At 68.2% G+C, this 25,343-nt stretch carries 30 protein-coding genes and 1 pseudogene; 17 read left to right on the forward strand and 14 right to left on the reverse strand.

The window, feature by feature from the left end; translation table 11 throughout:
* Positions 1-82: 82 nt before the first annotated feature.
* On the forward strand, positions 83-505 hold the full coding sequence (locus tag AB0I81_RS50500) for a sterol carrier family protein (protein WP_360674619.1): 423 nt from the start codon (positions 83-85) through the stop codon (positions 503-505).
* On the opposite strand, the gene AB0I81_RS50505 is transcribed toward AB0I81_RS50500, so the two are convergent.
* Positions 502-1,743 (reverse strand): hypothetical protein, encoded by a 1,242-nt coding sequence (locus AB0I81_RS50505; protein WP_360674324.1) that lies wholly within the window; start codon positions 1,741-1,743, stop codon positions 502-504. The two genes, AB0I81_RS50500 and AB0I81_RS50505, sit on opposite strands and share 4 nt — an antisense overlap.
* A gap of 142 nt (positions 1,744-1,885) precedes the next feature.
* Here AB0I81_RS50505 and AB0I81_RS50510 point away from each other — a divergent pair, with 142 nt between their 5' ends.
* From AB0I81_RS50510 to AB0I81_RS50530, 5 genes are all read left to right on the forward strand, one after another.
* Positions 1,886-2,308 carry a MarR family transcriptional regulator gene (locus AB0I81_RS50510; RefSeq protein WP_360674327.1) on the forward strand — a complete coding sequence of 141 codons (423 nt, stop codon included), beginning with the start codon at positions 1,886-1,888 and terminating at the stop codon, positions 2,306-2,308.
* 71 nt (positions 2,309-2,379) lie between these two features.
* Positions 2,380-3,123 (forward strand): SDR family oxidoreductase, encoded by a 744-nt coding sequence (locus AB0I81_RS50515; RefSeq protein WP_360674330.1) that lies wholly within the window; start codon positions 2,380-2,382, stop codon positions 3,121-3,123.
* Positions 3,124-3,174: 51 nt separating this feature from the next.
* A complete protein-coding gene (gene purF / locus AB0I81_RS50520; RefSeq protein WP_360674333.1) occupies positions 3,175-4,611 on the forward strand; it encodes an amidophosphoribosyltransferase in 1,437 nt (478 codons plus the stop codon).
* Positions 4,608-5,633: a phosphoribosylformylglycinamidine cyclo-ligase gene (gene purM, locus AB0I81_RS50525; protein WP_360674336.1), complete on the forward strand. Its 1,026-nt coding sequence runs from the start codon at positions 4,608-4,610 to the stop codon at positions 5,631-5,633. The genes purF and purM overlap by 4 nt, the downstream gene beginning before the upstream one ends.
* Before the next feature lie 93 nt (positions 5,634-5,726).
* Positions 5,727-6,374 (forward strand): DUF6461 domain-containing protein, encoded by a 648-nt coding sequence (locus AB0I81_RS50530; RefSeq protein WP_360674338.1) that lies wholly within the window; start codon positions 5,727-5,729, stop codon positions 6,372-6,374.
* 527 nt (positions 6,375-6,901) lie between these two features.
* On the opposite strand, the gene AB0I81_RS50535 is transcribed toward AB0I81_RS50530, so the two are convergent.
* Together AB0I81_RS50535 and AB0I81_RS50540 are read right to left on the reverse strand one after the other, a co-directional pair.
* Complete coding sequence (locus tag AB0I81_RS50535) at positions 6,902-7,135, reverse strand: DUF3073 domain-containing protein (RefSeq protein WP_360674341.1); 234 nt, start codon at positions 7,133-7,135, stop codon at positions 6,902-6,904.
* A 151-nt stretch (positions 7,136-7,286) separates the two neighbouring features.
* A complete protein-coding gene (locus tag AB0I81_RS50540) occupies positions 7,287-8,366 on the reverse strand; it encodes a Glu/Leu/Phe/Val dehydrogenase dimerization domain-containing protein (protein WP_360674344.1) in 1,080 nt (359 codons plus the stop codon).
* Between the two features lie 109 nt (positions 8,367-8,475).
* Between AB0I81_RS50540 and AB0I81_RS50545 the strand changes: the two genes are divergently transcribed.
* Both AB0I81_RS50545 and bldC read left to right on the forward strand, forming a co-directional pair.
* Positions 8,476-9,339: a hypothetical protein gene (locus AB0I81_RS50545; RefSeq protein ID WP_360674347.1), complete on the forward strand. Its 864-nt coding sequence runs from the start codon at positions 8,476-8,478 to the stop codon at positions 9,337-9,339.
* 323 nt (positions 9,340-9,662) lie between these two features.
* The gene (bldC, locus tag AB0I81_RS50550; RefSeq protein ID WP_013133571.1) at positions 9,663-9,866 is read left to right on the forward strand and encodes a developmental transcriptional regulator BldC; all 204 of its coding nucleotides are present in this window, start codon (positions 9,663-9,665) and stop codon (positions 9,864-9,866) included.
* A gap of 172 nt (positions 9,867-10,038) precedes the next feature.
* Here the strand turns inward: bldC and AB0I81_RS50555 are convergent, their stop codons facing one another.
* On the reverse strand, positions 10,039-10,689 hold the full coding sequence (locus tag AB0I81_RS50555) for a TetR/AcrR family transcriptional regulator (RefSeq protein WP_360674350.1): 651 nt from the start codon (positions 10,687-10,689) through the stop codon (positions 10,039-10,041).
* Between the two features lie 235 nt (positions 10,690-10,924).
* Here AB0I81_RS50555 and AB0I81_RS50560 point away from each other — a divergent pair, with 235 nt between their 5' ends.
* From AB0I81_RS50560 to AB0I81_RS50570, 3 genes are all read left to right on the forward strand, one after another.
* Positions 10,925-11,896 carry a LacI family DNA-binding transcriptional regulator gene (locus tag AB0I81_RS50560; RefSeq protein ID WP_360674622.1) on the forward strand — a complete coding sequence of 324 codons (972 nt, stop codon included), beginning with the start codon at positions 10,925-10,927 and terminating at the stop codon, positions 11,894-11,896.
* 121 nt (positions 11,897-12,017) lie between these two features.
* The gene (locus AB0I81_RS50565; RefSeq protein ID WP_360674353.1) at positions 12,018-12,269 is read left to right on the forward strand and encodes a hypothetical protein; all 252 of its coding nucleotides are present in this window, start codon (positions 12,018-12,020) and stop codon (positions 12,267-12,269) included.
* 114 nt (positions 12,270-12,383) lie between these two features.
* Positions 12,384-13,211, forward strand: a complete 828-nt coding sequence (locus tag AB0I81_RS50570; protein WP_360674356.1) for an N-acetylmuramoyl-L-alanine amidase — start codon at positions 12,384-12,386, stop codon at positions 13,209-13,211.
* A gap of 120 nt (positions 13,212-13,331) precedes the next feature.
* On the opposite strand, the gene AB0I81_RS50575 is transcribed toward AB0I81_RS50570, so the two are convergent.
* Complete coding sequence (locus AB0I81_RS50575) at positions 13,332-14,438, reverse strand: RNA-guided endonuclease TnpB family protein (RefSeq protein WP_360674359.1); 1,107 nt, start codon at positions 14,436-14,438, stop codon at positions 13,332-13,334.
* A gap of 150 nt (positions 14,439-14,588) precedes the next feature.
* Here AB0I81_RS50575 and AB0I81_RS50580 point away from each other — a divergent pair, with 150 nt between their 5' ends.
* On the forward strand, positions 14,589-16,181 hold the full coding sequence (locus tag AB0I81_RS50580) for a beta-N-acetylhexosaminidase (RefSeq protein ID WP_360674362.1): 1,593 nt from the start codon (positions 14,589-14,591) through the stop codon (positions 16,179-16,181).
* Between the two features lie 96 nt (positions 16,182-16,277).
* Here the strand turns inward: AB0I81_RS50580 and AB0I81_RS50585 are convergent, their stop codons facing one another.
* From AB0I81_RS50585 to AB0I81_RS50595, 3 genes are read right to left on the reverse strand one after another with little or no spacing between them, the layout of a single operon-like run.
* A complete protein-coding gene (locus AB0I81_RS50585; protein ID WP_360674365.1) occupies positions 16,278-16,820 on the reverse strand; it encodes a GNAT family N-acetyltransferase in 543 nt (180 codons plus the stop codon).
* Positions 16,821-16,840: 20 nt separating this feature from the next.
* Complete coding sequence (locus AB0I81_RS50590; protein ID WP_360674368.1) at positions 16,841-17,893, reverse strand: quinone-dependent dihydroorotate dehydrogenase; 1,053 nt, start codon at positions 17,891-17,893, stop codon at positions 16,841-16,843.
* A gap of 6 nt (positions 17,894-17,899) precedes the next feature.
* Positions 17,900-18,550, reverse strand: coding sequence for a response regulator transcription factor (locus AB0I81_RS50595; protein ID WP_360674371.1), 651 nt, complete (start codon positions 18,548-18,550; stop codon positions 17,900-17,902).
* A 31-nt stretch (positions 18,551-18,581) separates the two neighbouring features.
* On the opposite strand from AB0I81_RS50595, the gene AB0I81_RS50600 reads away from it, so the two are divergent.
* Both AB0I81_RS50600 and lpdA read left to right on the forward strand, forming a co-directional pair.
* Entirely contained in the window at positions 18,582-18,956 is a 375-nt protein-coding gene (locus AB0I81_RS50600) for a tautomerase family protein (protein WP_360674374.1), read from the forward strand.
* A 39-nt stretch (positions 18,957-18,995) separates the two neighbouring features.
* The gene (lpdA, locus tag AB0I81_RS50605) at positions 18,996-20,375 is read left to right on the forward strand and encodes a dihydrolipoyl dehydrogenase (protein ID WP_360674376.1); all 1,380 of its coding nucleotides are present in this window, start codon (positions 18,996-18,998) and stop codon (positions 20,373-20,375) included.
* 44 nt (positions 20,376-20,419) lie between these two features.
* Here the strand turns inward: lpdA and AB0I81_RS50610 are convergent, their stop codons facing one another.
* From AB0I81_RS50610 to AB0I81_RS50635, 6 genes are all read right to left on the reverse strand, one after another.
* A complete protein-coding gene (locus AB0I81_RS50610) occupies positions 20,420-20,596 on the reverse strand; it encodes a hypothetical protein (RefSeq protein ID WP_360674379.1) in 177 nt (58 codons plus the stop codon).
* Positions 20,597-20,753: 157 nt separating this feature from the next.
* Positions 20,754-21,119, reverse strand: a complete 366-nt coding sequence (locus tag AB0I81_RS50615) for a hypothetical protein (protein ID WP_360674382.1) — start codon at positions 21,117-21,119, stop codon at positions 20,754-20,756.
* Positions 21,116-21,520 (reverse strand): hypothetical protein, encoded by a 405-nt coding sequence (locus tag AB0I81_RS50620; protein WP_360674384.1) that lies wholly within the window; start codon positions 21,518-21,520, stop codon positions 21,116-21,118. The genes AB0I81_RS50615 and AB0I81_RS50620 overlap by 4 nt, the downstream gene beginning before the upstream one ends.
* A gap of 61 nt (positions 21,521-21,581) precedes the next feature.
* On the reverse strand, positions 21,582-22,427 hold the full coding sequence (locus AB0I81_RS50625) for a DUF5753 domain-containing protein (protein WP_360674387.1): 846 nt from the start codon (positions 22,425-22,427) through the stop codon (positions 21,582-21,584).
* 5 nt (positions 22,428-22,432) lie between these two features.
* Entirely contained in the window at positions 22,433-22,972 is a 540-nt protein-coding gene (locus tag AB0I81_RS50630; protein WP_360674390.1) for a DUF6879 family protein, read from the reverse strand.
* Complete coding sequence (locus AB0I81_RS50635) at positions 22,969-23,169, reverse strand: hypothetical protein (RefSeq protein WP_360674393.1); 201 nt, start codon at positions 23,167-23,169, stop codon at positions 22,969-22,971. The genes AB0I81_RS50630 and AB0I81_RS50635 overlap by 4 nt, the downstream gene beginning before the upstream one ends.
* A gap of 442 nt (positions 23,170-23,611) precedes the next feature.
* Between AB0I81_RS50635 and AB0I81_RS50640 the strand changes: the two are divergent.
* From AB0I81_RS50640 to AB0I81_RS50650, 3 genes and pseudogenes are all read left to right on the forward strand, one after another.
* Positions 23,612-23,782: pseudogene (locus AB0I81_RS50640) on the forward strand (TetR family transcriptional regulator); the annotation flags it as partial.
* 24 nt (positions 23,783-23,806) lie between these two features.
* Entirely contained in the window at positions 23,807-24,208 is a 402-nt protein-coding gene (locus AB0I81_RS50645; RefSeq protein ID WP_360674634.1) for a hypothetical protein, read from the forward strand.
* Between the two features lie 179 nt (positions 24,209-24,387).
* Positions 24,388-25,343 (forward strand): hypothetical protein (locus AB0I81_RS50650; RefSeq protein ID WP_360674396.1); only part of this gene is annotated, 956 nt, incomplete at its 3' end.

Consider the following 25,343-nt stretch of genomic DNA (forward strand, 5'->3'; position numbering starts at 1 on the left):
ACCGTCGAAACCAGAGGTGAACGATGACCTCCATCTCGATGAACGCTGCCCGGGAGACAATGGTGCAGTGCCACCACGCAAAATGGACCTGGAAAAGCTGAGATCGGCTCTCGACGGGCAGCTCGTCGCCCTCGATGAGCCCCCCTACGACGGCCCCGCGTCCGCGCTGCCCGGGGCGCTCGTCGATGCCGTGCTGGCCGCCTACGACCGCGGGCTGCGGCCCGAGCGCGACGCGGCCAGGCAGGCGGTGCGGCTCCTGCTCGACAGGCTGACCGCCGCGGCGCCCGGCAGGACGGTCGAGGTACGCGTGCCGCCGTACGCCGCCGTCCAGGCCATCGCGGGGCCCCGGCACACGCGCGGCACGCCGCCGAACGTGGTCGAGATGGACGGGCGTACCTGGATCTCGCTTGCGCTCGGCCGTATGACCTGGGACGAGGCCATGGCCAAGGGCTTGATCTCGGCCAGCGGGTCCCGGGCGGACCTGTCAGCGCACCTGCCGCTCTAGCGGGTGCCGCTCATCCACGGGAACTTCTGCTCGAAGCAGCGGTCGGCGAGCGGTCCCTGGAGGTGGGCGCACTCCTGGACGACGTTCCAGAACCAGATGGCCACGATCGCGAACAGGACCAGCGACAGGGCACTGATCACGATGCCGGCGATGGCGCGGCCCTTGCCCGCCCGTTTGACCAGCGCCACCCAGCCGAAGACGATCGACAGGACGGCCGTGATCAGGCCGGTGAAGCAGACGAACACCAGGAACGGGCTGGCGACGCCCAGGACGAGCGAGGCCGTCGCCAGGCCGCTGCCGGGCCTGGACTGCTGGTATTGGCCGTAGTCGCCGTAGGGGGGCGCTGAGTGGCCGTACGGGGCTCCCGGGGGCGGGGGCGGCGGGTAGCCGGGCGGGCCGCCGTACGGGCTGGAGGGCGTCGTGCCCGGGATCGTGGCGTCCTGGCCCCGGTCCTGGTACGGCGTGGCGCCACCCTGAGGTGGCGTGCCCATCGGGTACGGCGCGGGGATCCCGTGCGGCGGCGTGTCCGCCTCGTTCGGGTACGGCGCGGCGCTGCCCTGCGGCGGTGTGTCCGGCTGGTTCCGGTACGGCGCGGCGGCCCCCTGGGGCGGCCTGCCCTCCTGCCAGGGCGTCGTCTCCGCGGGTGGCGCGAAGTACGGCTGGTCGCCCTGCTCACCCTGCTCGCCCTGCTCGTAGCGGGAGGGCTGCTGCCTGGCCTGCCGGCCTTCCTCGTCCTCCGGCGTTCCGCCCCAGCCGGGATAGGAGGGGGTGGCGCCGGGGATCTGGTACACCTGGGTCTCCTCGGCGTCGCTCCCCCTTGGCTCCGGAGTCTCCGGCGCGGTGGGCAGGTCGGGATGGGCGGGCTCGTCGGCCGGGCGGGGCTCGTGGGTCGGCGGCACGTCGGGACGCGGCACCACGGGCGGCATGGGCGCGATCGGCTCCTCAACGCCAGGGCTCTCATGGGGAGTGCCGTCCGGCCTCTCACCGGGGATGTCGGCCGGAGTCAGATGCGGCCTCTCCTCGGGAACGCCCGACGGGGTCTGGCCGGGAGCGTCCGACGGCGTTTCGTGTTCGTGGGGAGGCGGCTCGGATGGCCGTTCGTCGTCCGGCAGCGTGCCCTCGTTCCACCATTCGGGCTCGTGCGGCGGCGGCGCGCCCTCCGGCCGCCCTTCGCTCGGGCCGCCTTGGCGCGGGTCCTGCCCCTCGCGGGGCTCGTTCGGGTCCCCAGGTGTGGTCACGTCTGCGTCTCCCGACGGGTCAGCATGCCGGATACTTCACCCTTTCGCGGAAGGCGTCTGCTAAACCGCGCGACACGGTAAGAGCAGCCTCATCCTTGGGTCACCATGCGCCAAAGCGGCAGGCGGAAGGCAAGATGAGTGCATGCTGGACGAGACGCTGACGTACGCGCTCATCAAGGTCATGAAGGCGCACCGCAACGAGCTCGCCGCCGCCCTGATCCCGCTCGGGCTGCACGCGGGCCAGGAACTGCTGCTCAACCAGCTCTGGCGCGAGGACGGCCTGACCCAGGGCGAGCTGATCGCCAGGCTCGGCGTCGAGCCTCCGACCGTCACCAAGACCCTGCAGCGCCTGGAGCGCGCGGGCTTCGTATTCCGCTCCCCCGACCCGGAGCGCCCGCGGGTGGGCCGCGTCTACCTCACCGACGCGGGCAGGGCGCTGCGCGAGCCGGTCGAGGAGATCTGGCTCAGGACGGACGAGGAACTGCTCAAGGACCTCACCTCCGAGGAGCGGGAACTGCTCACGCGCCTGCTGCGCGGCTGGCCCCGCTGCCAGTTTCACTCATAGCGAAACACCCTTGCCGCTCGGGACGGACTCCACTTAGCTGGCTAATTAGTCGGCTAATTAAGGAGATTTCCATGCACGTACTGGTAACAGGTGGATCGTCCGGCATCGGTGCGGCCACCGCGCTCGCGTACGCCAGAGCGGGCTGGCAGGTGATGATCACCTACAACACCGGCGCGGACCGGGCGGCCGAGGTGGTCAGGCGGATCGAGGCGGAGGGCGGCCGGGGCGCGGCCGTACATCTGGACCTGGAGGACCACGCCACCATCGGGCCCGCGGCGGCGCAGGCGGGGCCTGTGGACGCGCTGGTGGCCAACGCCGTCAGGTGGGGCGGCGTGCAGCCGGGCGGCATGGCGTTCGAGGAGGTGCCGGCCGCCGAGTGGTCGGCCGCCATGCACGCCAACGTGGTCGGCAACGCGCTGCTCGCGGGGGCGGTGCTGCCGGAGATGCGGCGCAAGGAGTGGGGCAGGATCGTGTTCGTCTCCTCGGGGATCGGAGAGGAGGGCGTGCCGGGGCCCGGCCCGTACGGCACCGCGAAGATGGCCCTGCACGGCATGGCCCGCGCCCTGGCCTGGGAGGCGGGCAGGGACGGCATCCTGGTCAACGTGGCGGTCGCGGGGCTGACGGTCACCGGCGTGCGCCCGTTCCCGCAGCAGGTGCTCGACCAGATCGCCGCGCGCACGCCCAGCCGCAGGCTCTCCACGGCGGAGGACATGGCCGCGCTCATCGTATTTCTGGGCTCGGAGGCCAACCGCAACCTCACCGGGGAGATCATCCGCGACGGATCGAATGCGGCCAGGTCAGCACATACCGCCTGATCCGGCCCCCGGGTGTGCGAGCACCGAAGCGGCCGACCTAAACTGAGGCATGTGCTGAAGGGCGACGGCCGGCTCGGCCATGACCTGGACCCCCATGACCGCGCACCTAAAGACGCCTGCGGTGTCTTCGGCGTCTGGGCTCCGGGCGAGGAAGTTTCCAAACTCACCTACTACGGGCTGTACGCGTTGCAGCACCGCGGCCAGGAGTCCGCGGGCATCGCGGTCAGCGAGGGTAGCCGCATCCTCGTCTACAAGGACATGGGCCTGGTCTCCCAGGTCTTCGACGAGGCGGTGCTCAGCACCCTGCGCGGCCACCTGGCGATCGGGCACTGCCGCTACTCCACGACCGGGTCCAGCGTGTGGGAGAACGCGCAGCCCACGCTCAGCTCCACCGAGGTGGGCGGGCTGGCGCTGGCCCACAACGGCAACCTGATCAACACCCCGGAGCTGGCCCAGCGCCTGACCCCCGGCACCATCAGGGCCACGACCGACACCGAGGTCCTGACCACGCTGCTGGCGCAGGACCGCACCCGCTCCGTCGAGGACGCCGCCGCCGAGCTGCTCCCGCAGGTCAAGGGCGCGTACACGCTGGTCTTCATGGACGAGACGACGCTCTACGCCGCCCGCGACCCGCAGGGCATCCGCCCGCTGGTCCTGGGCCGGCTGGAGCGCGGCTGGGTGGTGGCCTCCGAAACGGCCGGGCTCGACATCGTGGGCGCCACGTTCGTACGCGAGATCGAGCCGGGCGAGCTGATCACAATCGACGAGCGCGGCGTGCGGTCGCGCCGCTTCGCGCTGGCCGAGCCGAAGGGCTGCCTGTTCGAGTACGTCTACCTCGCCCGCCCCGACACCACCATCGCCGGGCGCGGCGTACAGGTCACCAGGGTCGAGGTCGGCCGCGAGCTGGCCCGCGAGCACCCCGTGGAGGCCGACCTGGTCATCCCCACGCCCGAGTCGGGCACGCCCGCCGCCGTGGGGTACGCCGAGGAGAGCGGCATCCCCTACGGCCAGGGCCTGGTCAAGAACTCCTACGTGGGCCGCACCTTCATCCAGCCCTCGCAGACCATCCGCCAGCTCGGCATCCGGCTCAAGCTCAACCCGCTGCGCGAGGTCGTGGAGGGCAAGCGCCTCATCGTCGTGGACGACTCGATCGTGCGCGGCAACACCCAGCGGGCCATCGTCAAGATGTTGCGCGAGGCGGGGGCGCGCGAGGTGCACGTACGCATCTCGTCGCCGCCCGTACAGTGGCCGTGCTTCTACGGCATCGACTTCGCCACCAGGGCCGAGCTGATCGCGGGCTCGCTGACGATCGAGGAGATCCGCGCCTCGCTCGGGGCCGACTCGCTCGGCTACATCTCCCTGGAGGGCCTGACCAAGGCCACCACCATCCCGGCCGAACGCCTGTGCAGGGCCTGCTTCGACGGCACGTACCCGATCCCGATCGATCAGGACAACGTGGGCAAGTTCGTGTTGGAAGGAAAAGCGTGAGTACGTACGAGGCCGCCGGGGTCGACATCGAGGCGGGCGAGCGCGCCGTCACCCTGATGAAGGACAAGGTGGCGAGGTCGCGGCGGCCGGAGGTGGTCGACGACGCCAGCGGCTTCGCGGGCCTGTTCGACGCCTCCGCCCTGCTGCGTTACCGGCGCCCGCTGCTGGCGACCTCCACCGACGGCGTGGGCACCAAGGTCATGATCGCCCAGCAGTACGGCAAGCACGACACGATCGGCATCGACCTGGTCGGCATGGTCCTCGACGACCTGGTCGTCTGCGGCGCCGAGCCGCTGTTCATGACCGACTACATCGCGTGCGGGAAGGTGGTGCCCGAGCGCATCGCCGAGATCGTCGGCGGCGTCGCCGAGGGCTGCCGCCTGGCCGGCGCCGCACTGGTGGGCGGCGAAACCGCCGAACACCCCGGCGCGATGGGCCCGGACGAGTACGACCTGGCCGGCGCCGGGACCGGCGTGGTCGAGGCCTCGGCCATGCTCGGCCCCGACCGCGTGACCGCCGGGGACGTCGTGCTGGGGCTGGCCTCCTCGGGCGTGCACTCCAACGGCTACTCGCTGGTACGCCACGTACTGCGCGAGAAGGCGCTCTCCCTGGACACCACACTGCCCGAGCTGGGCCGGCCGCTGGGCGAGGAACTGCTCGAACCCACCCGCATCTACTCACTGCCCTGCCTGGAACTGGCCAGGACGATCGACGTGCACGCTTATGCGCACATCACCGGCGGCGGCATCGAGAACAACCTCTCCCGCTCGCTGCCCGCCCACCTCGACGCCCTGCTCGACCGCTCCTCGTGGACACCACCGGCGATCTTCGGCGTGCTGGCCGAGTACGGCGGAATCGCCCAGCGGGACATGGACCGCACCTTCAACCTCGGGGTCGGAATGGCGGCCGTGGTACCCGCCGACACGGCCGACGAGGCCGTCCGACTGCTGGCCGCGCACGGCCTTGAGGCTTGGGCGATGGGCGAGGTCGTCCCGGGCACCGGTGAGGCGCGTTACCGCTGACGCCCGTCGCCTGAGGAGACTTACTCGGGCCGCTGCAGCTTGGGATTCCAGGCAGCGGCTCATTGTGTCGGTGGGTGCTGCGAGCATGACGACATGATCGCTACTCCTGACGACAACACCCGGTTCTCCGATGTGAGCTCTGCCATGGGGGACGGCTACTGCTTCACCTATGTCCGCGGCTTGGCGCCCGAGGAAGTAGCGACCCGGCTCGGTGGCCGGTTAGGGGAGTTCACACCCATGACGCTCGAGGAGCTGGCCCGGGTCGCCTACTCCGGTTACGACTGGAGGAACATGTTCTTCGGTGCCGTCGCCATCGAAGACTGGGTACTCCTCGTCGAGCCCCTCGGCTCGCTCGGCGTCACCGAAGAGATCATCATTCCGCTGTCGGCGAGCACCCGACTCGTCTCCCAGTACTACCTCGACATCAAGTGCATGGACTACTTCTACTGGATCGAAGACGGAAAGATCCGGTTCGAGTACATGAACCAGGACGGCTACTCCCACTGGGTCAAAGACGGAAAGATCCAGCTTGAGTTCCCATACCCGGAACGCTACTCAGAGGAAATGCCGGACGAACTCGCAGAGACCATGCAGCGGATCGACTCCGTCTACCCACCACACAGCTACCCCCACGAAGGGCCAGCGTTCCTCTTGGCCGAGCGTCTCACCGGGATCACGCTGACGCCGCAACTGCTGGAGGAGTCCATCTACCTGTGCGGAGGCATTCCCAACCCGAGGTGAGCGGAACCCGATATCCGCGCCACCTTCGGGTTGGCCGCGGCCGGTGGATCACTCCGCTGCATCAGGACCGGCTTGGGGTCGCCGGAGAGGATCAGGACCGGCTTGGGGAGAGCCATGGACCGGCCATCTCGACGTGGCAGAGATCACAGGCGTTTCGGGCCGGAGCTCCTGGACCCACTGCGGGGTCATCACTGGTTCGAGCGACAAGTGGGTCCCGGCAGCCCGCCGGATAACCAGGGCCCGGGTGGCTCGATGGCGAGCGGAGCGAGCGGGGTTGTCGGGGGGTTCGAAAGGGGGGCTTGCCCCCTTGGGAGACGCTGTCTGGAACCCCATGCGCGAAGCGCCCCTTGTGGAAGGCCTTGCAGTTGCGCGTGGAAGGGTGGAATGCCTTCAATTGCGGGTGGAAGGCCTTGCGCTGTTACGCGGGAAACGTGACGAAAGCCCCACGGTTGCCCGTGGGGCCCGACGAGCGTGGGCGAGGAACCGGCACCCGCGCCGGCCCTCGGCCACATCACCCAGGAGAACGGCTATCGGCCACCGGACGTACGACGGTCATCGTCGTCGTCTCCGGCGCCATAGTCATCGGCGTAATCGGCATAGCGATCCGCCAGCTCATCATTGAGGTCGTCGGCGTCGTCATTGCTGCTGGGGTCTCCGACCCCGAGTTCGTCGCGAAGACGATCAAGATCCGTGCCACCGCTGTTGTACTTCAGCTGGCGAGCAACCTTGACCTGCTTGGCCTTTGCTCGGCCGCGCCCCATTGGCTCGACCCCCTCGTGTGGGGTCGTCCCCGACCCCTCGTCGCTAACGCACCACACACTGACGCCGCCTGACTCCGGGCGTCAGCCTATCGTTCGCCTATTACCGTACCTGTTTTGTGCCCAGCTCGGTACGTCGTATGGGCGCGGGGCGTCAGCGGCCCAGCCAAATGGCCCGAATACGCCCGACTTCCGACATTCTGCGCTCCGCCAGCCTATCTGCTGCGACCGCGGGAGGAACGCCCTCATCGGTCGCGATTCCGAAGATCTTCAGAGTCGTGTCGTAGATCTGGGTGGCCTTCGACCTGGCCCGTTCCATGTCGAAGCCCTCGATCTCGTCGGCGACCTGGATCACGCCGCCGGAATTGACCACGTAGTCGGGCGCGTACAGGATGCCGCGCTCGGCGAGTTGCTTCTCGACACCGGCGTGGGCGAGCTGGTTGTTGGCCGCGCCGCAGACGATCTTCGCCCGTAGCGCGGCGACCGTCTCGTCGTCGAGCACCCCGCCCAGCGCGCAGGGCGCGAAGACGTCGATGTCGGAGGTCATCATGGCCTTCGCGTCGGCCACGACGTCAACTTCCGGGTGGCGCAGCCGTACCCGCTCGATCGCCTTGGGGGCGACGTCGCACACCACGACCTCGGCGCCGTCCTCGCGCAGCAGCCCGACCAGGCGGTGGCCGACCTTGCCCACGCCCTCGACGCCGACCCGCCTGCCGTGCAGGGACGGCGTGCCGTACACGCGCTCGGCCGAGGCGCGCATGCCCTGGAAGACGCCGTACGCGGTGAGGATCGAGGAGTCGCCCGCCCCGCCGTGCGCGAGGGTGCGGCCGGTCACGAAGCGTGACTCGCGGGCCACGATGTCCATGTCCTCGCTGTAGGTGCCCACGTCGCAGGCGGTGATGTAGCGCCCGCCGAGCGACTCGACGAACCTGCCGTACGCGCGCAGCAGCGCCTCGCTCTTGTCGCGGGCGGGATCGCCGATGATCACGGCCTTGCCGCCGCCCAGGTCGAGGCCGGCCAGCGCGTTCTTGTAGGCCATGCCCTTGGCCAGGTTGAGCACGTCGGCCAGGGCCGCCTGCTCGCTCTCGTAGGGATAGAACCTCGTGCCACCCAGGGCGGGGCCCAGCGCCGTGTTGTGGATGGCGATGATGGCACGCAGGCCGCTCTGCTCGTCCGCGCAGAACACGACCTGCTCGTGGACGTCCTTGTGGGACGCTCCGAAGACGTCGGTCACGGTAGTGACTCCCTGTCCGGTCCGCCGCACCTTTGCGGCGGAGATCACCTCACACAGTAGTAAGGGACACAACGGTGCACGCAGGTTCGCTTCGTGACACGATGCCTCCGTGCTGCCCTATGCCGCCTACCTCCGTGTCTATGAGCCACTGACCGCGTTCGCAGAGCCCGAGCGCAAGGTGTGGGCCGAATACGCCGACTCACGTGACCGCCCGAGACGCGCGAACGCGCTCAATGCGGAGCACGGCGAGTCCGTCATGCGTCTGCTCGGCGTGCCCCCTCAACCCGTTCCCTCCCAGGAGAGCCCCAACGCCTATCTCCGGCGCGTTGAGGACCGGCTGTATGTCTGCCCCTGGCAAACCCGTTTGCGCTCGTGGCTGGCTTTCTCACGGCTTCGTGGCACCACCCCGGTGAAGCTGATGGATCATCTGGTGCCGAAGGCGATCGCCGAGCAGACCGCCGACGACTTCGACCGCTACAAGCGGCAGGCCGGATCGGCGGCGTTGCGCACGCACATCCGCACCACGGCGTGGCACGTGCCGCCATCGTGGTTCGTGCCGTTTGATGGGAATGAGCGCTGGCTGGTGCTCGGCTCGGCGAACCCGGGACAGGATGTGACCACCGCTACGGGGCGTAACCTGATCTACGTCACCTCCATGGCCCAGGCCAGGAGGCGGGCCGCGCGGGCGCTCAACGTGCTGCGCAGGCATCTTGGCGACGTGGCCGCCAACCTCGACGTGGAGGACGTCGCCAGGTGGCTGGAGGAGTTCCACCCGCACTCTCTGGTCGAGCTCGACTACGGCGGGCTCGTGCATCTCATGGACGACGACGCGTTGCAGGCCGACCAGTCCGTGGCGGAGCTTTCTGCCGCTCTGACAGGTCTGGACACGAGTCAAGAAGAACTTGCCTATGCCATGTATCAGAGGGTCATCCTGCGGTGGAAGTCAATGCAACTGCTGGAATCTGCCAACTGAGCCCCAATACGGCCGTCTGACCTGCATGAGTAGGTCACGTCTCGCGGCTGCTCTCTTCTGCGAACTGAGTAGTTTGCCGTTTTCACTGCGATACCACGAACCGTGTCGCTAGAATCACCGAGCGTGACATAGCCACGGGGGCGGGCAGTTGGGTCAAAGAAGGGCTCGCCAATCGCTCTGCGTGGCTGTATGGTCACATCGGGTGATGCCCGCATATGGCTCAGAAAAGCCGCACGCTCTGTGCCATAGGGGGACATCCGTGACACGCGCAAAAGCAGTCACAGGATCGCTAAGCCGGTCCACACGGAGGAGAGGCCGCACAAATGTCAGCTCGTACACCCGAGGCCGAGCCACTGCTCACGCCCGCTGAGGTCGCGACCATGTTCAGGGTCGACCCCAAGACCGTTACGCGGTGGGCCAAGGCGGGCAAGTTGACGTCGATTCGTACCCTCGGTGGTCATCGGCGTTACCGGGAGACCGAGGTTCGCGCGCTGCTCGCGGGGATTCCGCAGCAGCGTTCCGAGTAGCAGAGGGTCGTCACGGACCTCAGGGGGGTTTGAAGGGGTGGGCCTGGTCATAGGGCCTGGTCCACCGGTGTGACGAAGGGGAGGTTGGCGCCGCCCGCCCGGCGCCACTCTTCCCACTGTCAAAACCCGCCCGGCTACTCGCCGTCACAGGCGGCCGCCGCGATGGCGGCTGTCACGCCAGTCGCTCAAGCAGGGCGGCGACGTCGCCGTCATGGGCGGCGGCGACGCCGAGCAGCGCGATCATGTGATCGACGAGCATCTTCTCGAGCGTCGGTCGTTCGATGTCGCGGTGCTCCAGCCAGTCGAGGCCGGCCGTCTCCACGGAGGCGATCCACGACCGCAGGGTCGTGCGCAGCACCGGGCTCGGCTCTTCGACACCCATCTGCTTCTGGATCAGGCGGAACAGACGCCGGCGCACGCCCTCGACGATCTCGCCGACCTCGCCGGCCCTGTTGGCAGGCCCGCCACGCAGCAGCGCGGCGAAACCGGCGGCGTGCTCCTCGACGAAGTCGAAATAGCGCCTCAGCCCGGAGGCCAGCTCATCGCGCGCCCTGCCGCCCCCGTGCGGGCGCAGCCGGGACTCCAACTGCTCCGCCGCGCTTCTCAGCGCGGCCACGTAAAGCTCCTGCTTGCCGCCGAAGTAGTGGTAGACCAGGGCCCGCGAAGCCCCCGCCGCCGAGGCCACGTCGTCGATCGAGACATCTTCCGCGTCGCGGGTGCTGAACAGCTCCAGCGCCGCCGTCATGAGCTCTTCCCGACGCCGGTCCACGCTGAGCCTGCGCCGCGCCGGCCGTGCCGTCTCGGCTGCCTTCCCGGGTGTCACATCTGCACAGTATCCGACGGGCAGACGGGCAAGTACGCAGTCAATATCCGGCTTTCGGTAACAGAGGTTGAGCCAATCCGTAACGAAGGCCGTACCCTGCGGCTAACTCGATCGTTTGGTCAGACAGGTGCCCATATCCGCATCGCGGGGGAGACACATGTCAGGACCGCCCGTCAACACTTCAACCATCACTGAGCCCAGAGAGGTAGACGCCCTGCCTCGGCCCAGACCTACCATCCGTAACGTCGCCGAACGAGCCGGCGTGTCCAAGTCGCTGGTCTCTCTCGTGCTGCGCGGGTCCCCGCACGTGAGCGAGCACCGGCGCCAGGCCGTGCTGCAGGCCGCCCGCGAGCTCGGCTACCGCCCGAACGCGGTCGCGCGAAGCCTGGTGGAAGGCCGTACGCATCTGGTCGGCGCGCTCGTCGCCGATCTGCACAACCCGTTCTACGCGGAGTTCCTCGACGGTCTGCAGGAGAGCCTGCACGGCGACGGGCTGCGCATGCTGATCGGGAACAGCCAGTGGGATCCGGCGTTCGAGGACGAGGCCGTGGAGTCCTTCCTCGAACTCAGGGTCGACGGGCTGGTGCTGCTCGGCATCGCCCCGACCAGCGAGACGCTGATCGAGGCCACCGCGTACACCCCCACGGTCGTCGTAGGGGAACGTGACATCGAGCTCGACGGAGTCGACATCGTGGTCGACGACGACCAGCTCGGCGCCCGGTTGGCCATCGACCACCTGGTCGAACACGGCCACAAGAGAATCGCGCACATCGAGGGCCGGCGATCGTCGCGCTGCGAGGGTTATCTCGTGGCGATGCGCAGGCACTCGCTGGCGCCCTACATCATGGTCGAGGCCGCGGACTCGACGGAAGAGGGTGGCAGGGAGGCGGCGATCGCGCTGCTGACCCGTGACCCCAGGCCCACGGCGATCTTCGCCGCCAATGACGTGGTCGCGCTCGGTGTGCTCTCCGCCGCCAGCGAACTGGGCCTGCGCGTCCCCGAGGACCTCTCGGTGGTCGGTTACGACAACACGCACCTGTCGGCCTCCCACCACATCTCGCTGACCTCCGTCGACCAGCCTCGCCGCACCATGGGCAGGTCGGCGGCCGCACTGCTGAGCGACCGGATCGGAGATCCCGCCAAGGTCTCGCGCCTGCGGGAGATCCAGCCGGAACTGATCGTGCGACGGAGCACGGGCCCTGCCTAAGAACGCTTCAAGGCTGGGTCAAGCCGTGTGGCGGCGCGGCCACACGGCGGTTTACTCGGCAGGGTCATGCTATTTGTGGCCGGATCCGAATCCGGTCACGATCTGATCCGGGGGAACAGTCATGCGTGATCCGGAACTGGTGTCCTGCGCACAACGCGCGGCGGCCGAGCTCGAACGCGCCTGGGGACACTGGCGGGCAGGCAGGGGACGGGGCGCCGACGGTGGTGGCGCCGAGTCAGTTGCCAGCTACGTCGCCCACTCGCTCGACCACCCGTGGGGCCGCCCCCGCGTCGTCCTCGGACTCGACGCCGAGGACGCGCGGGAGCTGGCCGCGCTGCTCGAACGACAGGAGGTCGGCGAGCGCGTCTGGTGAGCCCGTACGGGCCTCCGCCCGGCCGAGCCCCCCTCCGCCCGGCTGAGCCCGTACGGCTCGCCACGCTTGCCATAAGACGGGATCGAGGTCCTGGTTTGCCGTAAGTTGGACGGCATGCGTGCTCTACCAGCCACTGTCCTCGCCGTCTGCGGCCTGCTCGCCTCCGCGTGCGGAAGCGCCGGCTCCGGGGGCTCCGCGGCAGGTCAGGCCGCTCCCGCCGCGGCGCGGGAGCAGGCGTCCGCCTCTTCTTCCCCGATGCGGAAGGGACCGGAGGCCAAGCCGCTCGACGGCAAGGTCATCGTGATCGATCCCGGTCACAACGGCGCCAACTACCGCCATCCGAAAGAGATCAACCGCCAGGTCAACATCCTGACCCAGCGGAAGGCGTGCGACACCACCGGCACCGCGACCAACAGCGGTTACAGCGAGGCGGCCTACACCTGGGACGTCTCCAAGCGGATGGTCAAGATCCTCGAAGGCCGCGGCGCCACCGTGAAGCTGACCAGGGACAGCAACAACGGCGTCGGGCCCTGCATCGACCGGCGGGCCGCCATCGGCAACGAGGCCAAGGCCGACGCCGCGATCTCCGTGCACGCCGACGGCTCGAACAACACCGGCCACCGCGGCTTCCACATCATCATGCCCAAGAAGATCGACGGGCCGGTGGACAAGGTGGTGGGCGCCTCCAGCAAGCTGGGGATCGCGGTGCGCGACGCGTACCGGAAGGGCACGGGGCTGCCCTACTCCAACTACATCGGCAAGAACGCGCTCAACTACCGCAGCGACATCGGCGGGCTCAACCTCTCCACGGTGCCGAAGATCCTGTTCGAGAGCGGCAACATGCGCAATCCGGGCGAGGCGGCCAAGTTCCAGGACCCGAAGTTCCGGCAGAAGATCGCTCTGGCGCTGGCGAACGGATTGCAGCACTATCTCAATACTTGACATCCTCCCCCTCGTGAACGAGAGGGATTCCCACGGTCGCCCGTGAGGGTTCCTGCTTCACCGCCGGTCGCCCGCCCGATAGGACTCTCGTTGAGGTCTTACACCAGCTCCACAGGCGTTTCAGCTCTCCGCCAGCCCGGCGGCGAGCACGTTCCTGGCCGCGTTCACGTCCCGGTCGTGGACCGCGCCGCAGGCACAGCTCCACTCCCGGACGTTCAGCGGCATCTTGGCTTGCAGGGTTCCGCACGCCGAGCACAGCTTGCTGGAGGGAAACCAGCGATCCACCGCCACCAGCGTCCGCCCGTACCAGGCCGCCTTGTACTCCAGCATCATCCGCATCTCCCGCCAGGAGGCATCGGCGATGGCCCGGGCCAGACGGTGGTTCTTGACCATGTTGCCGACGGTCAGGTCTTCCACGGCGATCACTTGGTTCTCGCGAACAAGCCGTGTCGTGACCTTGTGCAGGAAATCCCGCCTGCGGTCGGCGATCCGGGCATACACCCTGGCGACCTTGAGCCGCGCCTTGACCCGGTTACGGCTGCCCTTCTCCTTTCGCGCCAGTGCCCGCTGGGCTGCGGCCAGCTTGCGCCGGTCGGCCCGTTCATGACGCGGATTGACGACCTTCTCTCCGGTGGACAGCGTCGCCAGCGCGGTGATGCCCGCATCCACACCCACCGACCGCTCCACCGGAGACAGTGGCGCGATCTCCTCTTCGACCAGCAGCGAGACGAACCAGCGGCCCGCCGCGTCCTTCGACACCGTCACCGTGGACGGCAAAGCTCCCTCCGGCAGCGGACGCGACCACACGATCGCCAGCGGGGCGTCCATCTTCGCCAGCGTCAGCGCGCCGTCGCGCCAGCGGAACGCCGAGCGGGTGTACTCCGCCGACAGGCGCGACTTCTTGCGGGACTTGAACGCCGAATACTTCGCCCTCTTGGCGAAGAAGTTCGCGAACGCCGCCTGCAGATGGCGCAGGGTCTGCTGCAACGGCACCGACGACACCTCCGACAGGAAGTCGTAGTCGCCGCTGCGCTTCCATGCGGTCAGCATGGCCGAGGACTCCACGTAGGAGACGCGACGGCCTTGGAGGGTGTAGGTGCGGGTGCGTTCTTCGAGTGCCTTGTTGTAGACCAGGCGGACGCAGCCGAACGTCCGGGCAAGCTCTCCGGCCTGCTCAGGAGACGGGTAGAAGCGGTACTTGTAAGCCCGCTTCACCATCCCCGCCATGCTGCGCATTCTACCAAAACGATCAACTGACAGTAGTGCATATGTTCCACACGGTGATCCGCCTGGCGGCGAATCACCTGCCCCTGTCCTGCTCCGCAGGGGTTCGATTCCTCCCCCGCCTGCAAGCGGGGGTCTCCTCGGAGGTAACCGATGATTCCTCGCCCAGAGCTGATTCGTGATCTTTCCGCCTCCTATGTGCTGACCTCGAACGCGACGGTGTCCGGCGACCTGGTGGACGCCGTGCGCGCGGCGCTGTTCCGGCTGGACCCGCTGCCCGGTGATTCGGGCGAGATCGACGTACGACGTGATCCGGAGCTGGGTGAGGAGGCCTACCGGCTGACGGTCGGCTCGCGGGGTGTGGAGATCGTGGCGGGTGGCCGGGCGGGCGCGTTCTACGCGGCGCAGACGCTGCACCAGTTGCTGCCCGGCGCCTCCTACCGTTTCTCGGCCGGCGCGTCGTGGCAGGTTCCCGGCGTACGGATCGAGGACGCGCCCTGCTTCTCCTGGCGCGGCCTGCATCTGGACGTGGCGCGGCACTTCTTCCCCAAGCGGGAGATTCTGCGCCTGATCGACCTGATGGCCGCGCACAAGCTCAACCGGCTGCACCTGCACCTGGTCGACGACCAGGGCTGGCGGGTGGAGAGCCGGGCCTACCCGCTGCTGCACGAGGTGGCCTCGCATCGCCCGCGTACGGCGACCCACTACTACCGCGAGCCCGAGTCCTACGACGACCTCCCGCACGGCGGCTACTACACCCTGGACGACCTGTCCGAAATGGCCGCCTACGCCCGCTCCCGCTGCGTCACCATCGTCCCCGAGATCGACGTGCCGGGGCACGCGTCGGCGATCCTGGCGGCCTATCCGGAGTTCGGGGCCACCGGGGAGCGGCATGACGTGCTCGACCGCTGGGGCATCTCCCCCGCGATCCTGTCGCCGCTGCCGCCCACCGTGAAGTTCCTGACCACGATCTTCGACGAGCTGATCGGGGCGCTCGGCGAGACCCCTTACGTGCACATCGGCGGCGACGAGGTCGTGCTCGACCACTGGGCGGCCTCGGCGGAGATCGCCGCGTACCGCGAGTCGCTGGGCCTGGCCACCGTCAACGACCTTCAGGCGTGGTTCCTGCGGCAACTGGCGGACGCGCTGGCCGAGCGGGGCGCGCGGGCCGTGGTGTGGGACGAGGCGTTCGTCAGCGGCGGGCTGCGGCAGGACACGATCGTCATGCCGTGGCGGGGCATGAACGTGGGCAGGCGGGCGGCCGCGGCGGGGCACGACGTGGTGGCGACGCCGCTGTTCCCGCTGTACTTCGACTACTCCGAGGCATCCTCGGCCGACGAGCCGATGGCCATCGGGGACGGCCCCACGGTGGCCGACGTGGCGGCCTTCTCGCCGCTGCCCGAGGACTGGACCGCGGAGGAGCGGGCCCGGGTCCTCGGGGTGCAGGCGCAGCTCTGGACCGAGCGCGTGCCGGACGCCCGTACGGTGGACTACCGGTTGTGGCCCAGGGCCTGCGCGCTGGCGGAGGTGGCCTGGGCGGGGGCCGCCGCCGAGGACTTCGACGGGCGGCTGGCCGGGCACCTCGGGCGGCTGGACGCGCTCGGGGTGGAGTACCGCCCGGCGGCCGGGCCGCACCCGTGGCAGCGGCGCCGGCCGCACCGTCCCGGCGTGGTGACCGTCACGGACGTGATGGCCCGCCTCGACGGCATGACCCTCGACGCGGAGTCCACCCGGCCCAGCATGTGAGCGGCCTCAGAAGGCCGGGCGGTCGTCCGAGTCCTGTCAGAAGGCCGGGCGGTCGTCCGAGTCCTGTCAGAAGGCCGGGCGGTCGTTCGAGCCCTGTCAGAAGGCCGGGCGGTCGTTGAGGATGCGCTGGAAGAGCCGGTGGTCCTGCCACCTGCCGTCGATCTCCAGGTAGCGGGTGGCGGTGCCGTACGGCTCGAAGCCGTTCTTGCGCAGGACCGCCTGGGAGGCGGTGTTGTCCAGGAGCGTGCCCGCGGCCAGCCGGTGCAGGCCCAGCTCCTGGTCGGCGATCCTGCACACCTCACGTACGAACTCGGTGGCCAGGCCGCGGCCGGTGTAGCCGGCGTCGAGCCAGTAACCGACGTGGGCGTTGAGGAACGGGCCGCGGACGATCTCGTTGAGCGTGATGCGGCCCACGACGCGCTCGCCGTCGGCCAGCACCCAGGCCATCGCCTGGCCCCTGGCCTGCTGTTCGAGCAGGCCCTTGAGGCGCTGGGCCTGGCCCGCGAGGGTGTAGAACTCCTCCTGCCTGCGCGGCTCCCAGTACTTGAGGTGGTCGCGGTTGCGGTCGTAGGCGATCACCAGGGCCTCGGCGTCGTCCTCGGTCGCGAGACGGAGCACGACGCCGTCGCTGAGTTTCACTTGTTCGATCACAGGGCTTCCTAGGCGGTACGGCCGATGGCCTCGGTGATGGATTTCAGGCCGTGGCGGCGTACGCGGCGCAGGAGTTGCCGGTGGATGTGCGAGGCCCAGAGGGGGCCGCCGTAGATCCACCCGGTGTAGCCCTGGACCAGCGTCGCGCCGGCCAGGATGCGCTCCCAGACGTCGTCCACGTCCTCGACGCCGCCCGCCGACACCAGCGTGATGCGGTCGCCGACCTTGGCGCGCAGGCGTCGCAGCACCTCCAGCGAGCGGGACTTGAGCGGGCGGCCCGACAGGCCGCCGGTCTCGCCCTCGTGCCTGATCGTGGTGTTGGTGGCGATGATGCCGTCGAGCCCCAGCTCCACGGCCAGTTCGGCGACCGCGTCCACGTCCTCGTCGGCCAGGTCGGGAGCGATCTTGACGAGCAGCGGCGTACGGCGCGGCGTGCCGTCGGCGATCTCCTTGACCGCGGTGAGCAGCGGGCGCAGCAGCGAGACCGCCTGCAGGTTGCGCAGGCCCGGCGTGTTGGGCGAGCTGACGTTGACCACCAGGTAGTCGGCCAGCGGGGCCAGCTCCCTGGCGCTGGCCACATAGTCGGCCACCGCCTCGGCCTCGGGCACCACCTTGGTCTTGCCGATGTTCACCCCGACCACGACCGGCACGCCCCGCGTGCGGCGCAGCCGGCGGGCGGCGGCCAGGGCGCCGGCGTTGTTGAAGCCCATCCGGTTGATCACCGCGTTCCTGTTCACCTGGCGGAACAGGCGGGGACGCGGGTTGCCGGGCTGGCCGTGCGCGGTGATGGTGCCGACCTCGACGTGGCCGAAGCCGAGCGCGCCGACGGCCTCCGCGCACGCGGCGTCCTTGTCGAAGCCGGCGGCCAGCCCGAGCGGCCCGGGGAAGTGCACGCCGAAGGCGGTCACGCGCAGGGCCGGGTCGTGCGGCGCGAGCACCCGGTGCAGCAGCCGCTTGAGCAACGGCAGCCGGGCGAGGAGCGCGAGGGCGCTCACGGTGAGATGGTGCACGGCCTCGGCGTCGAAACGCCGCAAGACCTGCGTGAACACGAGGCGATACATCACGCGTCAGGCTACCAAGCCGGCCTCGTGGGCGATGATCGCGGCCTGTACGCGGTTGCGCACCGTCAGCCTGGTCAGGATGGCGCTCACGTACGCCTTCACCGTGCCCTCCACGATGTGCAGCTCACGGGCTATCTCGGCGTTGGACATCCCGGCTCCGAGCAGGGCGAGCACCTCGCGTTCGCGGTCGGTGAGCGCCTCGATGCGGTCGCGGGCCACCGCTCCCCTGGACATCCTGCCGCCCGAGAGCTGCACGATGACGCGCTGGGCGACCTTCGGCGACAGGTACGCGGCCCCGTCGGCGACCGCGTGGATCCCGGCGATCAGTTCGCGCGGGTCGCCGGACTTGAGCAGGAACCCGCTGGCCCCGACGTCGAGCGCCTTGGCGATGTAGTCGTCCTCGCCGAACGTCGTCAGCATCACCACGGCGGTGCCCGGCGCGGCCCTGCGCATCTCCGACGCGGCGGCCAGCCCGTCGAGCCTGGGCATGCGGATGTCCAGCAGCGCGACGTCGGGGTGGTGGCTGATGGCCAGGTCGACCGCCTGCCTGCCGTCGGCGGCCTCGGCCACCACGTCCAGCTCGGGGTCGGACTCGATGATCGCCCGGACGCCGGCTCTGATCATGGCCTCGTCGTCGGCCAGGAGTATGCGGATCACGCCCTCTATATTGGCCGCCTATATTGACCGCATGGCTCAGGTGAAGGTGTACGGGCGCAGGGACGTGTGGGCGGGGCGGCAGCGGGAGGTCTCGGATCTGCTGCAGTCGTGTCTGGTGAGCGCCTGGGGTCTGCCGGAGGACAAACGCTTCCACCGGTTCCTGCTGCTGGACGCGGATGATTTCGTCTGCCCACAGCGAAGTGAGCGTTATCTCATCATCGAGGTGGTGTGCTTCACGGGTCGAAGTGACGACGCCAAGCGGGCGCTGATTCGTGCGATTTACGACAAGTCGGGCCTCGATCCCGAGGACGTGGAGATCAACATCATCGAGATGCCCAAGGTCAACTGGGGAATCCGGGGTGTTCCCGCAGATGAACTCACTCTGTCGTACAGAGTGGAGGTCTGAGGTCAGGGGTGGACACGGCCGGGCGGTATGGTCCGACTCATGAGCACTCACTATGACGTCGTCGTTCTCGGCGCGGGTCCTGGAGGTTACACGGCCGCCGTCCGCGCCGCCCAGCTCGGGCTGCGCACCGCGGTCGTCGAGGAGAAGTACTGGGGTGGCGTCTGCCTGAACGTGGGCTGCATCCCGTCCAAGGCGCTGCTGCGCAACGCCGAGCTGGCGCACATCTTCCACAACGAGGCCAAGACCTTCGGCATCAGCGGCGAGGTGACCTTCGACTACGGCGCGGCCTTCCAGCGCAGCCGCAAGGTGGCCGACGGGCGGGTCAAGGGCGTTCACTACCTGATGAAGAAGAACGCCATCACCGAGTACGACGGGCGCGGCACCTTCCTCGACGCCAACACGCTCCAGGTCAACGGCGAGACGATCACCTTCGACCACTGCATCATCGCGGCCGGGGCCAGCACCAGGCTGATCCCCGGCACGCAGTTGTCGCAGCGCGTTGTGACGTACGAGGAGCAGATCCTCACCGAGGAGTTGCCCGGCAGCATCATCATCGCGGGCGCCGGCGCGATCGGCGTGGAGTTCGCGTACGTGCTGCACAACTACGGCGTCAAGGTGACGATCGTGGAGTTCCTCGACAGGGTCGTGCCGCTGGAGGACGAGGAGGTGTCGGCCGAGCTGGCCAAGCGCTACAAGCGGCTCGGCATCGAGATCCTGACCTCCACCCGCGTGGACGGCATCGAGGACACCGGCTCCTCCGTCAAGGTGACCGTCACCCGCGGCGACCAGACGCAGGTGCTCGAGGCGGACAAGGTGCTGCAGGCCATCGGCTTCCAGGCGCGAGTGGAGGGCTACGGGCTGGAGAAGACGGGCGTGGCGCTGACCGAGCGCGGCGCGATCGCGGTGGACGGGCGGGGCCGTACCAACGTGCCCAGCATCTACGCCATCGGTGACGTCACGGCCAAGCTGATGCTGGCGCACGCGGCCGAGTCCATGGGCATCATCGCCGCCGAGACGATCGCGGGCGCGGAGACCATGGAGCTCGACTTCGTGATGATCCCGCGGGCTACGTACTGCCAGCCGCAGGTGGCCAGCTTCGGCTACACCGAGGCGCAGGCCCGTGAGAAGGGCTTCGACGTGAAGGTGGCGAAGTTCCCGTTCACGGCCAACGGCAAGGCGCACGGTCTGGGCGACTCGGCCGGGTTCGTGAAGATCATCAGCGACAACACGCACGGCGAGCTGCTCGGGGCGCACCTGATCGGGCCCGAGGTGACCGAACTGCTGCCCGAGCTGACGCTGGCCCAGCAGTGGGACCTGACGGTGCACGAGGTGGCCCGCAACGTACACGCGCACCCGACGCTCGGAGAGGCCGTCAAGGAGGCCGTCCACGGCCTGGCCGGGCACATGATCAACATGTGATCGTGCAGAGCAAAAGTCCAAGGTGCATTTGAGGGTCGCCGTCGTCAGCACACGGCAGCGACTTCGGTGGTGCCTGTCTGATAGGCCGCCTGCATCACGTCGAGTGCTCTGTCCCACGCTTCGTCCACGAGGTGGCCGTACGTACGGAACGTGATCCCGATGTCCTGGTGTCCAAGCCATCGGGACACGTCCGTGATGGGAATGCCCTGCGCCAGTTGCATGCTGAACGCCGTCCCTCCGAGGCGATGACATGGCGGGCCTTGTGACCCCCGGCCAGAACGGGAGTCGCGTTCGGACGATGGCCGCGATCCTTCAGGCAGGAAACCCGACGAGTGTGGGTGCGTCTGCCTGTCTGGCCGGGGGCCGTCGGCACCCCGGCTAGGAGGCGGCAGCGTCTTTAGCCGGGGGCGTTTCTGCTGCCTTCTCGGTGGCCTTCTTCCCGTTCACCAGACTGGTGAGGAACCGCTGGAGATTCTCGTCGGCATACCGCTTGGCCTGGGCTCGTTCAGGAAACTGCACCTCACCCACGGGCTTGCCGTCCCCCGTCGGCAGGTAGGAACGAACGGCGGTCTTGCGACCCTTGGTGATGAGGGCGAACGCTCTGATCCCGCCCACATAGCCGTAAGAGATCTCGCTGAGGGGCATGCCTGCCTGCGCGAACGGCGAGCCCTTCCATTCGATCCTGATCGCGTCAATGTTGACGGTGCGACCCTGGGGCGCGGTCGCTGTGGCCCTGGCGCTCATGCGGCTACCTTTGCGTGCTCCGCCACGAGCAGGGCAACGCGGCTCGGCAGGGTTGACGGCACGAGTTCGGTCCGGGTGCCGATCGGCTCGTTGTCGGGGCCGACGCGGGGCAGCTCGACGAGGAAACTGCCGGAACGTTCCCCAACCGTCACGGTGGCGACCAGCCATCCGCCGTCCGCCTGAATGGTCATCTCCGGCTGATGCCAGAGATCCTCATTGGTGCCGTAGACCAAGATCGCGCACGGCTGAGGGTCCGACCTCATGATCAGGAGTTCGTGAACGCCCTTGGCCTTGAGGTGCGGCACAACTTGGTCAAGAGCATCCGCTTGCTGACGCGCGGTGGCCAGCGTAACCGGATCGCAGAGCAGAACACCGCTCGCGCAGGTGGGGTGCGTCTCCATGGCTCGACGGTAGGCAGTTGAAGCAGGTACCCCCAAGGAGTTTGCTCGACTTTGCTCAACATCAAGGACTTTCAGCAAGGCGCACCAGCTCTGCAGCGATCAACGCCCGCGCCTCTGGCCCGTAGACGGCAGAGTGCGTGAACGAGTCGAACGCCTTGACGTACAGCTCAATCTCGCGCGGCTGCGTCACCTTCAGTTCCGCCGATAGCGTCTCGACCAGAACCATCCGCTCATCAAACATCCAAAAGCCATGGAAAGGTGTCACCTCGTATGCCGCACGAGCCGGTATCACACCAAGTCGGAGGCGCGGCAACGTCATCAGCGTGAGTAGCCGTTCAAGCTGAGCCATCATCACTTCGCGTTCCGCGCTGTGAGTTTGTAGAGCACCATAGCCAATCACCATGTGAAAGCGGCGATCTCCGCGATAGAGAACTTTCTGGCGCTCCATACGGGCAGAAACGCCGCTCTCCAAATCGTCGGGAATTCCATAATATTCGATGATTTTAGCTAGGATCATTCGCGCATAATCCTCGGTCTGGAGAAGGCCGGGAATGACAACAGGCTGAAAGACCCGCAGCAAGCGCGTTTCGTCTTCCCAAATAACCTGGCTCTGCTGGCGTCGCCTGGTGCCGGAGCGGAGCTGCCTGCGCCACTCCACGTATTGGGTTTCGATGATGCGGACGGCCGCAACCAGGTCCGGGATGTGTTGTTCCGCTTGGACGTGCAGGCACCAAGCCCGAATATCTTCCTCGCTAGGAGCCTGCTTGCCGTGTTCAATCTTGGAAACTTTACTGGACTGCCAGCCTGCCAGGGCGGCGAGCGCCAGCCCTGACAGTCGGGCGTCCATCCGCAGGTCACGCAGACGCGCGCCGAGCGCTTCGCGGGCCTGGTTCAGGTTGTTCGTCAACGCTGCTACTCGCACTCGCCCGCAAGCTTGAGAAAATCCTGTCGGCTCAGGGAGTTATCCCATGCGACATCGCGCCAGACGCAGTGCTTTCTGATCGCCTCGGGTTCGGCGACGAGTTCAGCTCCCAGAAGAACGTCGTCCTTGTCGAAGTGAAGCAATGCCACGCGCACGGAGTCGAACAGCCAGACATCGAGATGTGGAATGCCAAGCTGGCTGGCCGCATCCCGGGGTAGGTAACGAATATCCTCCCCCGCTGCGAGATTGCCTTGCACGCTCCACAGTGCGTAGCGCGAGTATGGCTGCGGCGGTATGTCTACGACTCGAACTCTACGGTATTGCTTCCCCTCGGCCGTTTGGGCGCGTATCGAGTCGAGCCATGGCCGCGACCACAAGTAATCCGTGTCCGGGTTGCCGTGCTGGAAGCGCTGAATTGCGCTGCTTTCGTCGGGAGAGTTGTATCTACTTCTGGACTCCAGTCTGTAGGCGCTCTCACGGAACGACTCGAACAGGTCTTGGAAGTTTCGTCCGTTTAGCAGGCTGGTCACGGGTGCTCCGGGAAGAACTTCATCAGCTCGATTGGGATCTCGACCACCGTTTCGTCCGAGTCGAGGTTGACCAGCGAGCCGAGCGCGTCAGGGTCGGTGACGATTTTGCCCTGAACGATGAGGGTGCGTCGATCCGTGTCATAGACGGCGGGGCAGCCACCGCCGTCTGATGTGGACCCGAGGAAGCGAATCTTCATGATCAGTCCTCCACCGTGTTTGCTCGGTTTGCTTGCTTCGATCCTCGATCGGCGTCGCGAGACAGTCAACCCCAGCGCTCAGCCAGGAGGACGGATGGAAGCGGCCGGCAGGGCCGTACTTCGACTCAGCCAACGCGGGAGGGCAGCCCCCGAGGTCAGCACGGAGCCAGCACCGGTGCTGACAACAGCCGTAATCAACCAGGATCAACAAGAAGCCCCAGACTCGCAACAAGTGCTGTGAGCTGGGGCTATTTCTCTTGTTTGACGATCTTAGAGGCGTTGTGCCAGCGAGGACCGCACCACACGATCAACATGTGAGCTCGTTCTTTGGTGATCGGTGCGGCTTGGTCCGTGCCGATCACATTGCAGTCTCTTTGGCTGCGGGGGCAGGGCGGATGAGGGTCTGGCCGGGGTGGGCGTGGCAGTCTGGGCTGACATGGAGATGCCCGCGAGGCGCCTCGCGGCCTCCGAGGCGCGCAGGGCGCAGATAGTGTCCGCCACGATTGCCGTGTTGGCTCGGCGGGGATATGCGGGGACCACGTTTGAGGCGATTTGTGAGCAGGCGGGGTTGAGTAGTAAGCGGCTGATCTCTTATCACTTCGCCGGTAAGGACGAGTTGATCGCTACCGTCGTGCGGGTGGTTGTGGATGAGGCGGCGGCGTTCGTACGGCCCGCGGTCGAGTCGGCTGGTGAGCGGGGTGCTGCCGGGTCGGGGCGTGGTGGTGGGGCCGGGAGTGAGAGGGCTCGGCTGGAGGCGTACATCAGGGCCAGTCTGGGGTTTGCCGCCGCGCGGCCCGAGCATGCGCGGGCGTTGCGGCAGATCGTCTGCAATACCGATGAGCGGGTTGCGGAGGAGTGGCTGCGGGGGTTGTTCGAGTGTGGGCAGCGGGCGGGGGCGTTCCGTGTGTTCGATCCCGAGCTGATGAGCACCGTGCTGAACGCCTCCATCGACGGCGTGGCCGACCGGCTCGACCCCGGGACATGCGCGGACGCACTCGTGGAACTGTTCGACCGAGCTACCCGGGCCGGTTTGGCGTAGGCGGTGGCTGGAGCACCTGGCCGGTTTGGCGTAGGTGGCGGCTGGGGCTCCTGGCCGGTTTGGCGTAGGCGCTTGCCGGCCGCTCTGGTCGGTTTGGCGTAGGGAGCCCGGCCGGGTTGTCGTGGGGGCGGTTGGGGCTCCGGGCTGGCTTGTCGTAGGTGGTTGCTAGCCTCCCGGGCATGCTGGAGATCGGTGACGTCGTGGCCATGCCGCTGCCGTTGGGCGGGTGGGGTGCGTGTCAGGTGACCGCCCTGCGCAACCGACTCCTGGTGGTTTGTACGCTCGCCTGGCACTCGGCGTCGCCGCCCACGCTCGACGACCTGCGTGAGGCCGGCCCGCTGGTCCTCGACCACCACAGCTGGGATGGCGGGCCGATGGCGGCCTCCGTGGATGCCGACGAGCCGCTGCCCGCCGATTTCGTGCTTCTGGGCCCGTTACCCGTGCTTCCTGGTCTGCCGCGTGAGTGCGACAGGCTCGGCTCGTGGGACGGCGAGGCCATGCAGGTCGTCCTGCAGCGGCACTGGGACCTGCGTCTGCCCGACCAGGTCAAGGCGGCTTACAAGGGCGCGCCCGCCGGGCTGGTCGAGGTGGATCTCGGTGGTGGGCCGCCGCTGCGCAAGGCCGCCCGGTTGGCCCGGCTCGACCTGCGCGAGCGCCGGGGAGATGTGCGGTGGGCGGGCCTCGACTCGTTGTCGCACGTCACGGGGTTGTTGTGGGCGGGGGCTGAGCGCGGGCTCGTCGAAGCGCTCGAAAGCCGGCCCATGATCACGGATCTGGTCTGGGAGGATCCGCCCGGCGGCGATGTCGACCTGAGCAGGACCGGCCTGCATGAGCTGACCCTGCGGGGACTCGCCGCTCCGCGCCGGCTCACGTTGCCGCCCGGGCTTATGCGGCTGGGGCTGGCGGGCGGCTCGCCCGAGGCGGTCACGGCCGAGTTGGACGGGCGGTGGATCCGCCTGGCCACGTCGGGGGTGCGGGTGCCTGAGGGTTTGCGTGGAGTGCGTGCGCTGGAGGTGGAGGTGGCAGGGGATCTGCCGGGCGCGGCGGTGGCGGGGCTGGAGGAGCTGGAATCGCTGCGGGTGCGGTGGACGGGGCCGTACGGCGGGCTGGACGGGCTCAGCGGGCCGGACGAGCT

The sequence above is a fragment of the Nonomuraea sp. NPDC050404 genome, from assembly GCF_040655495.1.
GTDB lineage: Bacteria > Actinomycetota > Actinomycetes > Streptosporangiales > Streptosporangiaceae > Nonomuraea.

Excerpts from the sequence above, each read along its gene's own strand:
- AB0I81_RS50500 (WP_360674619.1), top strand. The coding sequence starts at position 83 with ATGGACCTGGAAAAGCTGAGATCGGCTCTCGACGGGCAGCTCGTCGCC.
- AB0I81_RS50510 (WP_360674327.1), top strand. The coding sequence starts at position 1,886 with ATGCTGGACGAGACGCTGACGTACGCGCTCATCAAGGTCATGAAGGCG.
- AB0I81_RS50515 (WP_360674330.1), top strand. The coding sequence starts at position 2,380 with ATGCACGTACTGGTAACAGGTGGATCGTCCGGCATCGGTGCGGCCACC.
- AB0I81_RS50530 (WP_360674338.1), top strand. The coding sequence starts at position 5,727 with ATGATCGCTACTCCTGACGACAACACCCGGTTCTCCGATGTGAGCTCT.
- AB0I81_RS50535 (WP_360674341.1), bottom strand. The coding sequence starts at position 7,135 with ATGGGGCGCGGCCGAGCAAAGGCCAAGCAGGTCAAGGTTGCTCGCCAG.
- bldC (WP_013133571.1), top strand. The coding sequence starts at position 9,663 with ATGTCAGCTCGTACACCCGAGGCCGAGCCACTGCTCACGCCCGCTGAG.
- AB0I81_RS50565 (WP_360674353.1), top strand. The coding sequence starts at position 12,018 with ATGCGTGATCCGGAACTGGTGTCCTGCGCACAACGCGCGGCGGCCGAG.
- AB0I81_RS50570 (WP_360674356.1), top strand. The coding sequence starts at position 12,384 with ATGCGTGCTCTACCAGCCACTGTCCTCGCCGTCTGCGGCCTGCTCGCC.
- AB0I81_RS50575 (WP_360674359.1), bottom strand. The coding sequence starts at position 14,438 with ATGGCGGGGATGGTGAAGCGGGCTTACAAGTACCGCTTCTACCCGTCT.
- AB0I81_RS50580 (WP_360674362.1), top strand. The coding sequence starts at position 14,589 with ATGATTCCTCGCCCAGAGCTGATTCGTGATCTTTCCGCCTCCTATGTG.
- AB0I81_RS50590 (WP_360674368.1), bottom strand. The coding sequence starts at position 17,893 with ATGTATCGCCTCGTGTTCACGCAGGTCTTGCGGCGTTTCGACGCCGAG.
- AB0I81_RS50600 (WP_360674374.1), top strand. The coding sequence starts at position 18,582 with ATGGCTCAGGTGAAGGTGTACGGGCGCAGGGACGTGTGGGCGGGGCGG.
- lpdA (WP_360674376.1), top strand. The coding sequence starts at position 18,996 with ATGAGCACTCACTATGACGTCGTCGTTCTCGGCGCGGGTCCTGGAGGT.
- AB0I81_RS50610 (WP_360674379.1), bottom strand. The coding sequence starts at position 20,596 with ATGCAACTGGCGCAGGGCATTCCCATCACGGACGTGTCCCGATGGCTT.
- AB0I81_RS50615 (WP_360674382.1), bottom strand. The coding sequence starts at position 21,119 with ATGAGCGCCAGGGCCACAGCGACCGCGCCCCAGGGTCGCACCGTCAAC.
- AB0I81_RS50620 (WP_360674384.1), bottom strand. The coding sequence starts at position 21,520 with ATGGAGACGCACCCCACCTGCGCGAGCGGTGTTCTGCTCTGCGATCCG.
- AB0I81_RS50635 (WP_360674393.1), bottom strand. The coding sequence starts at position 23,169 with ATGAAGATTCGCTTCCTCGGGTCCACATCAGACGGCGGTGGCTGCCCC.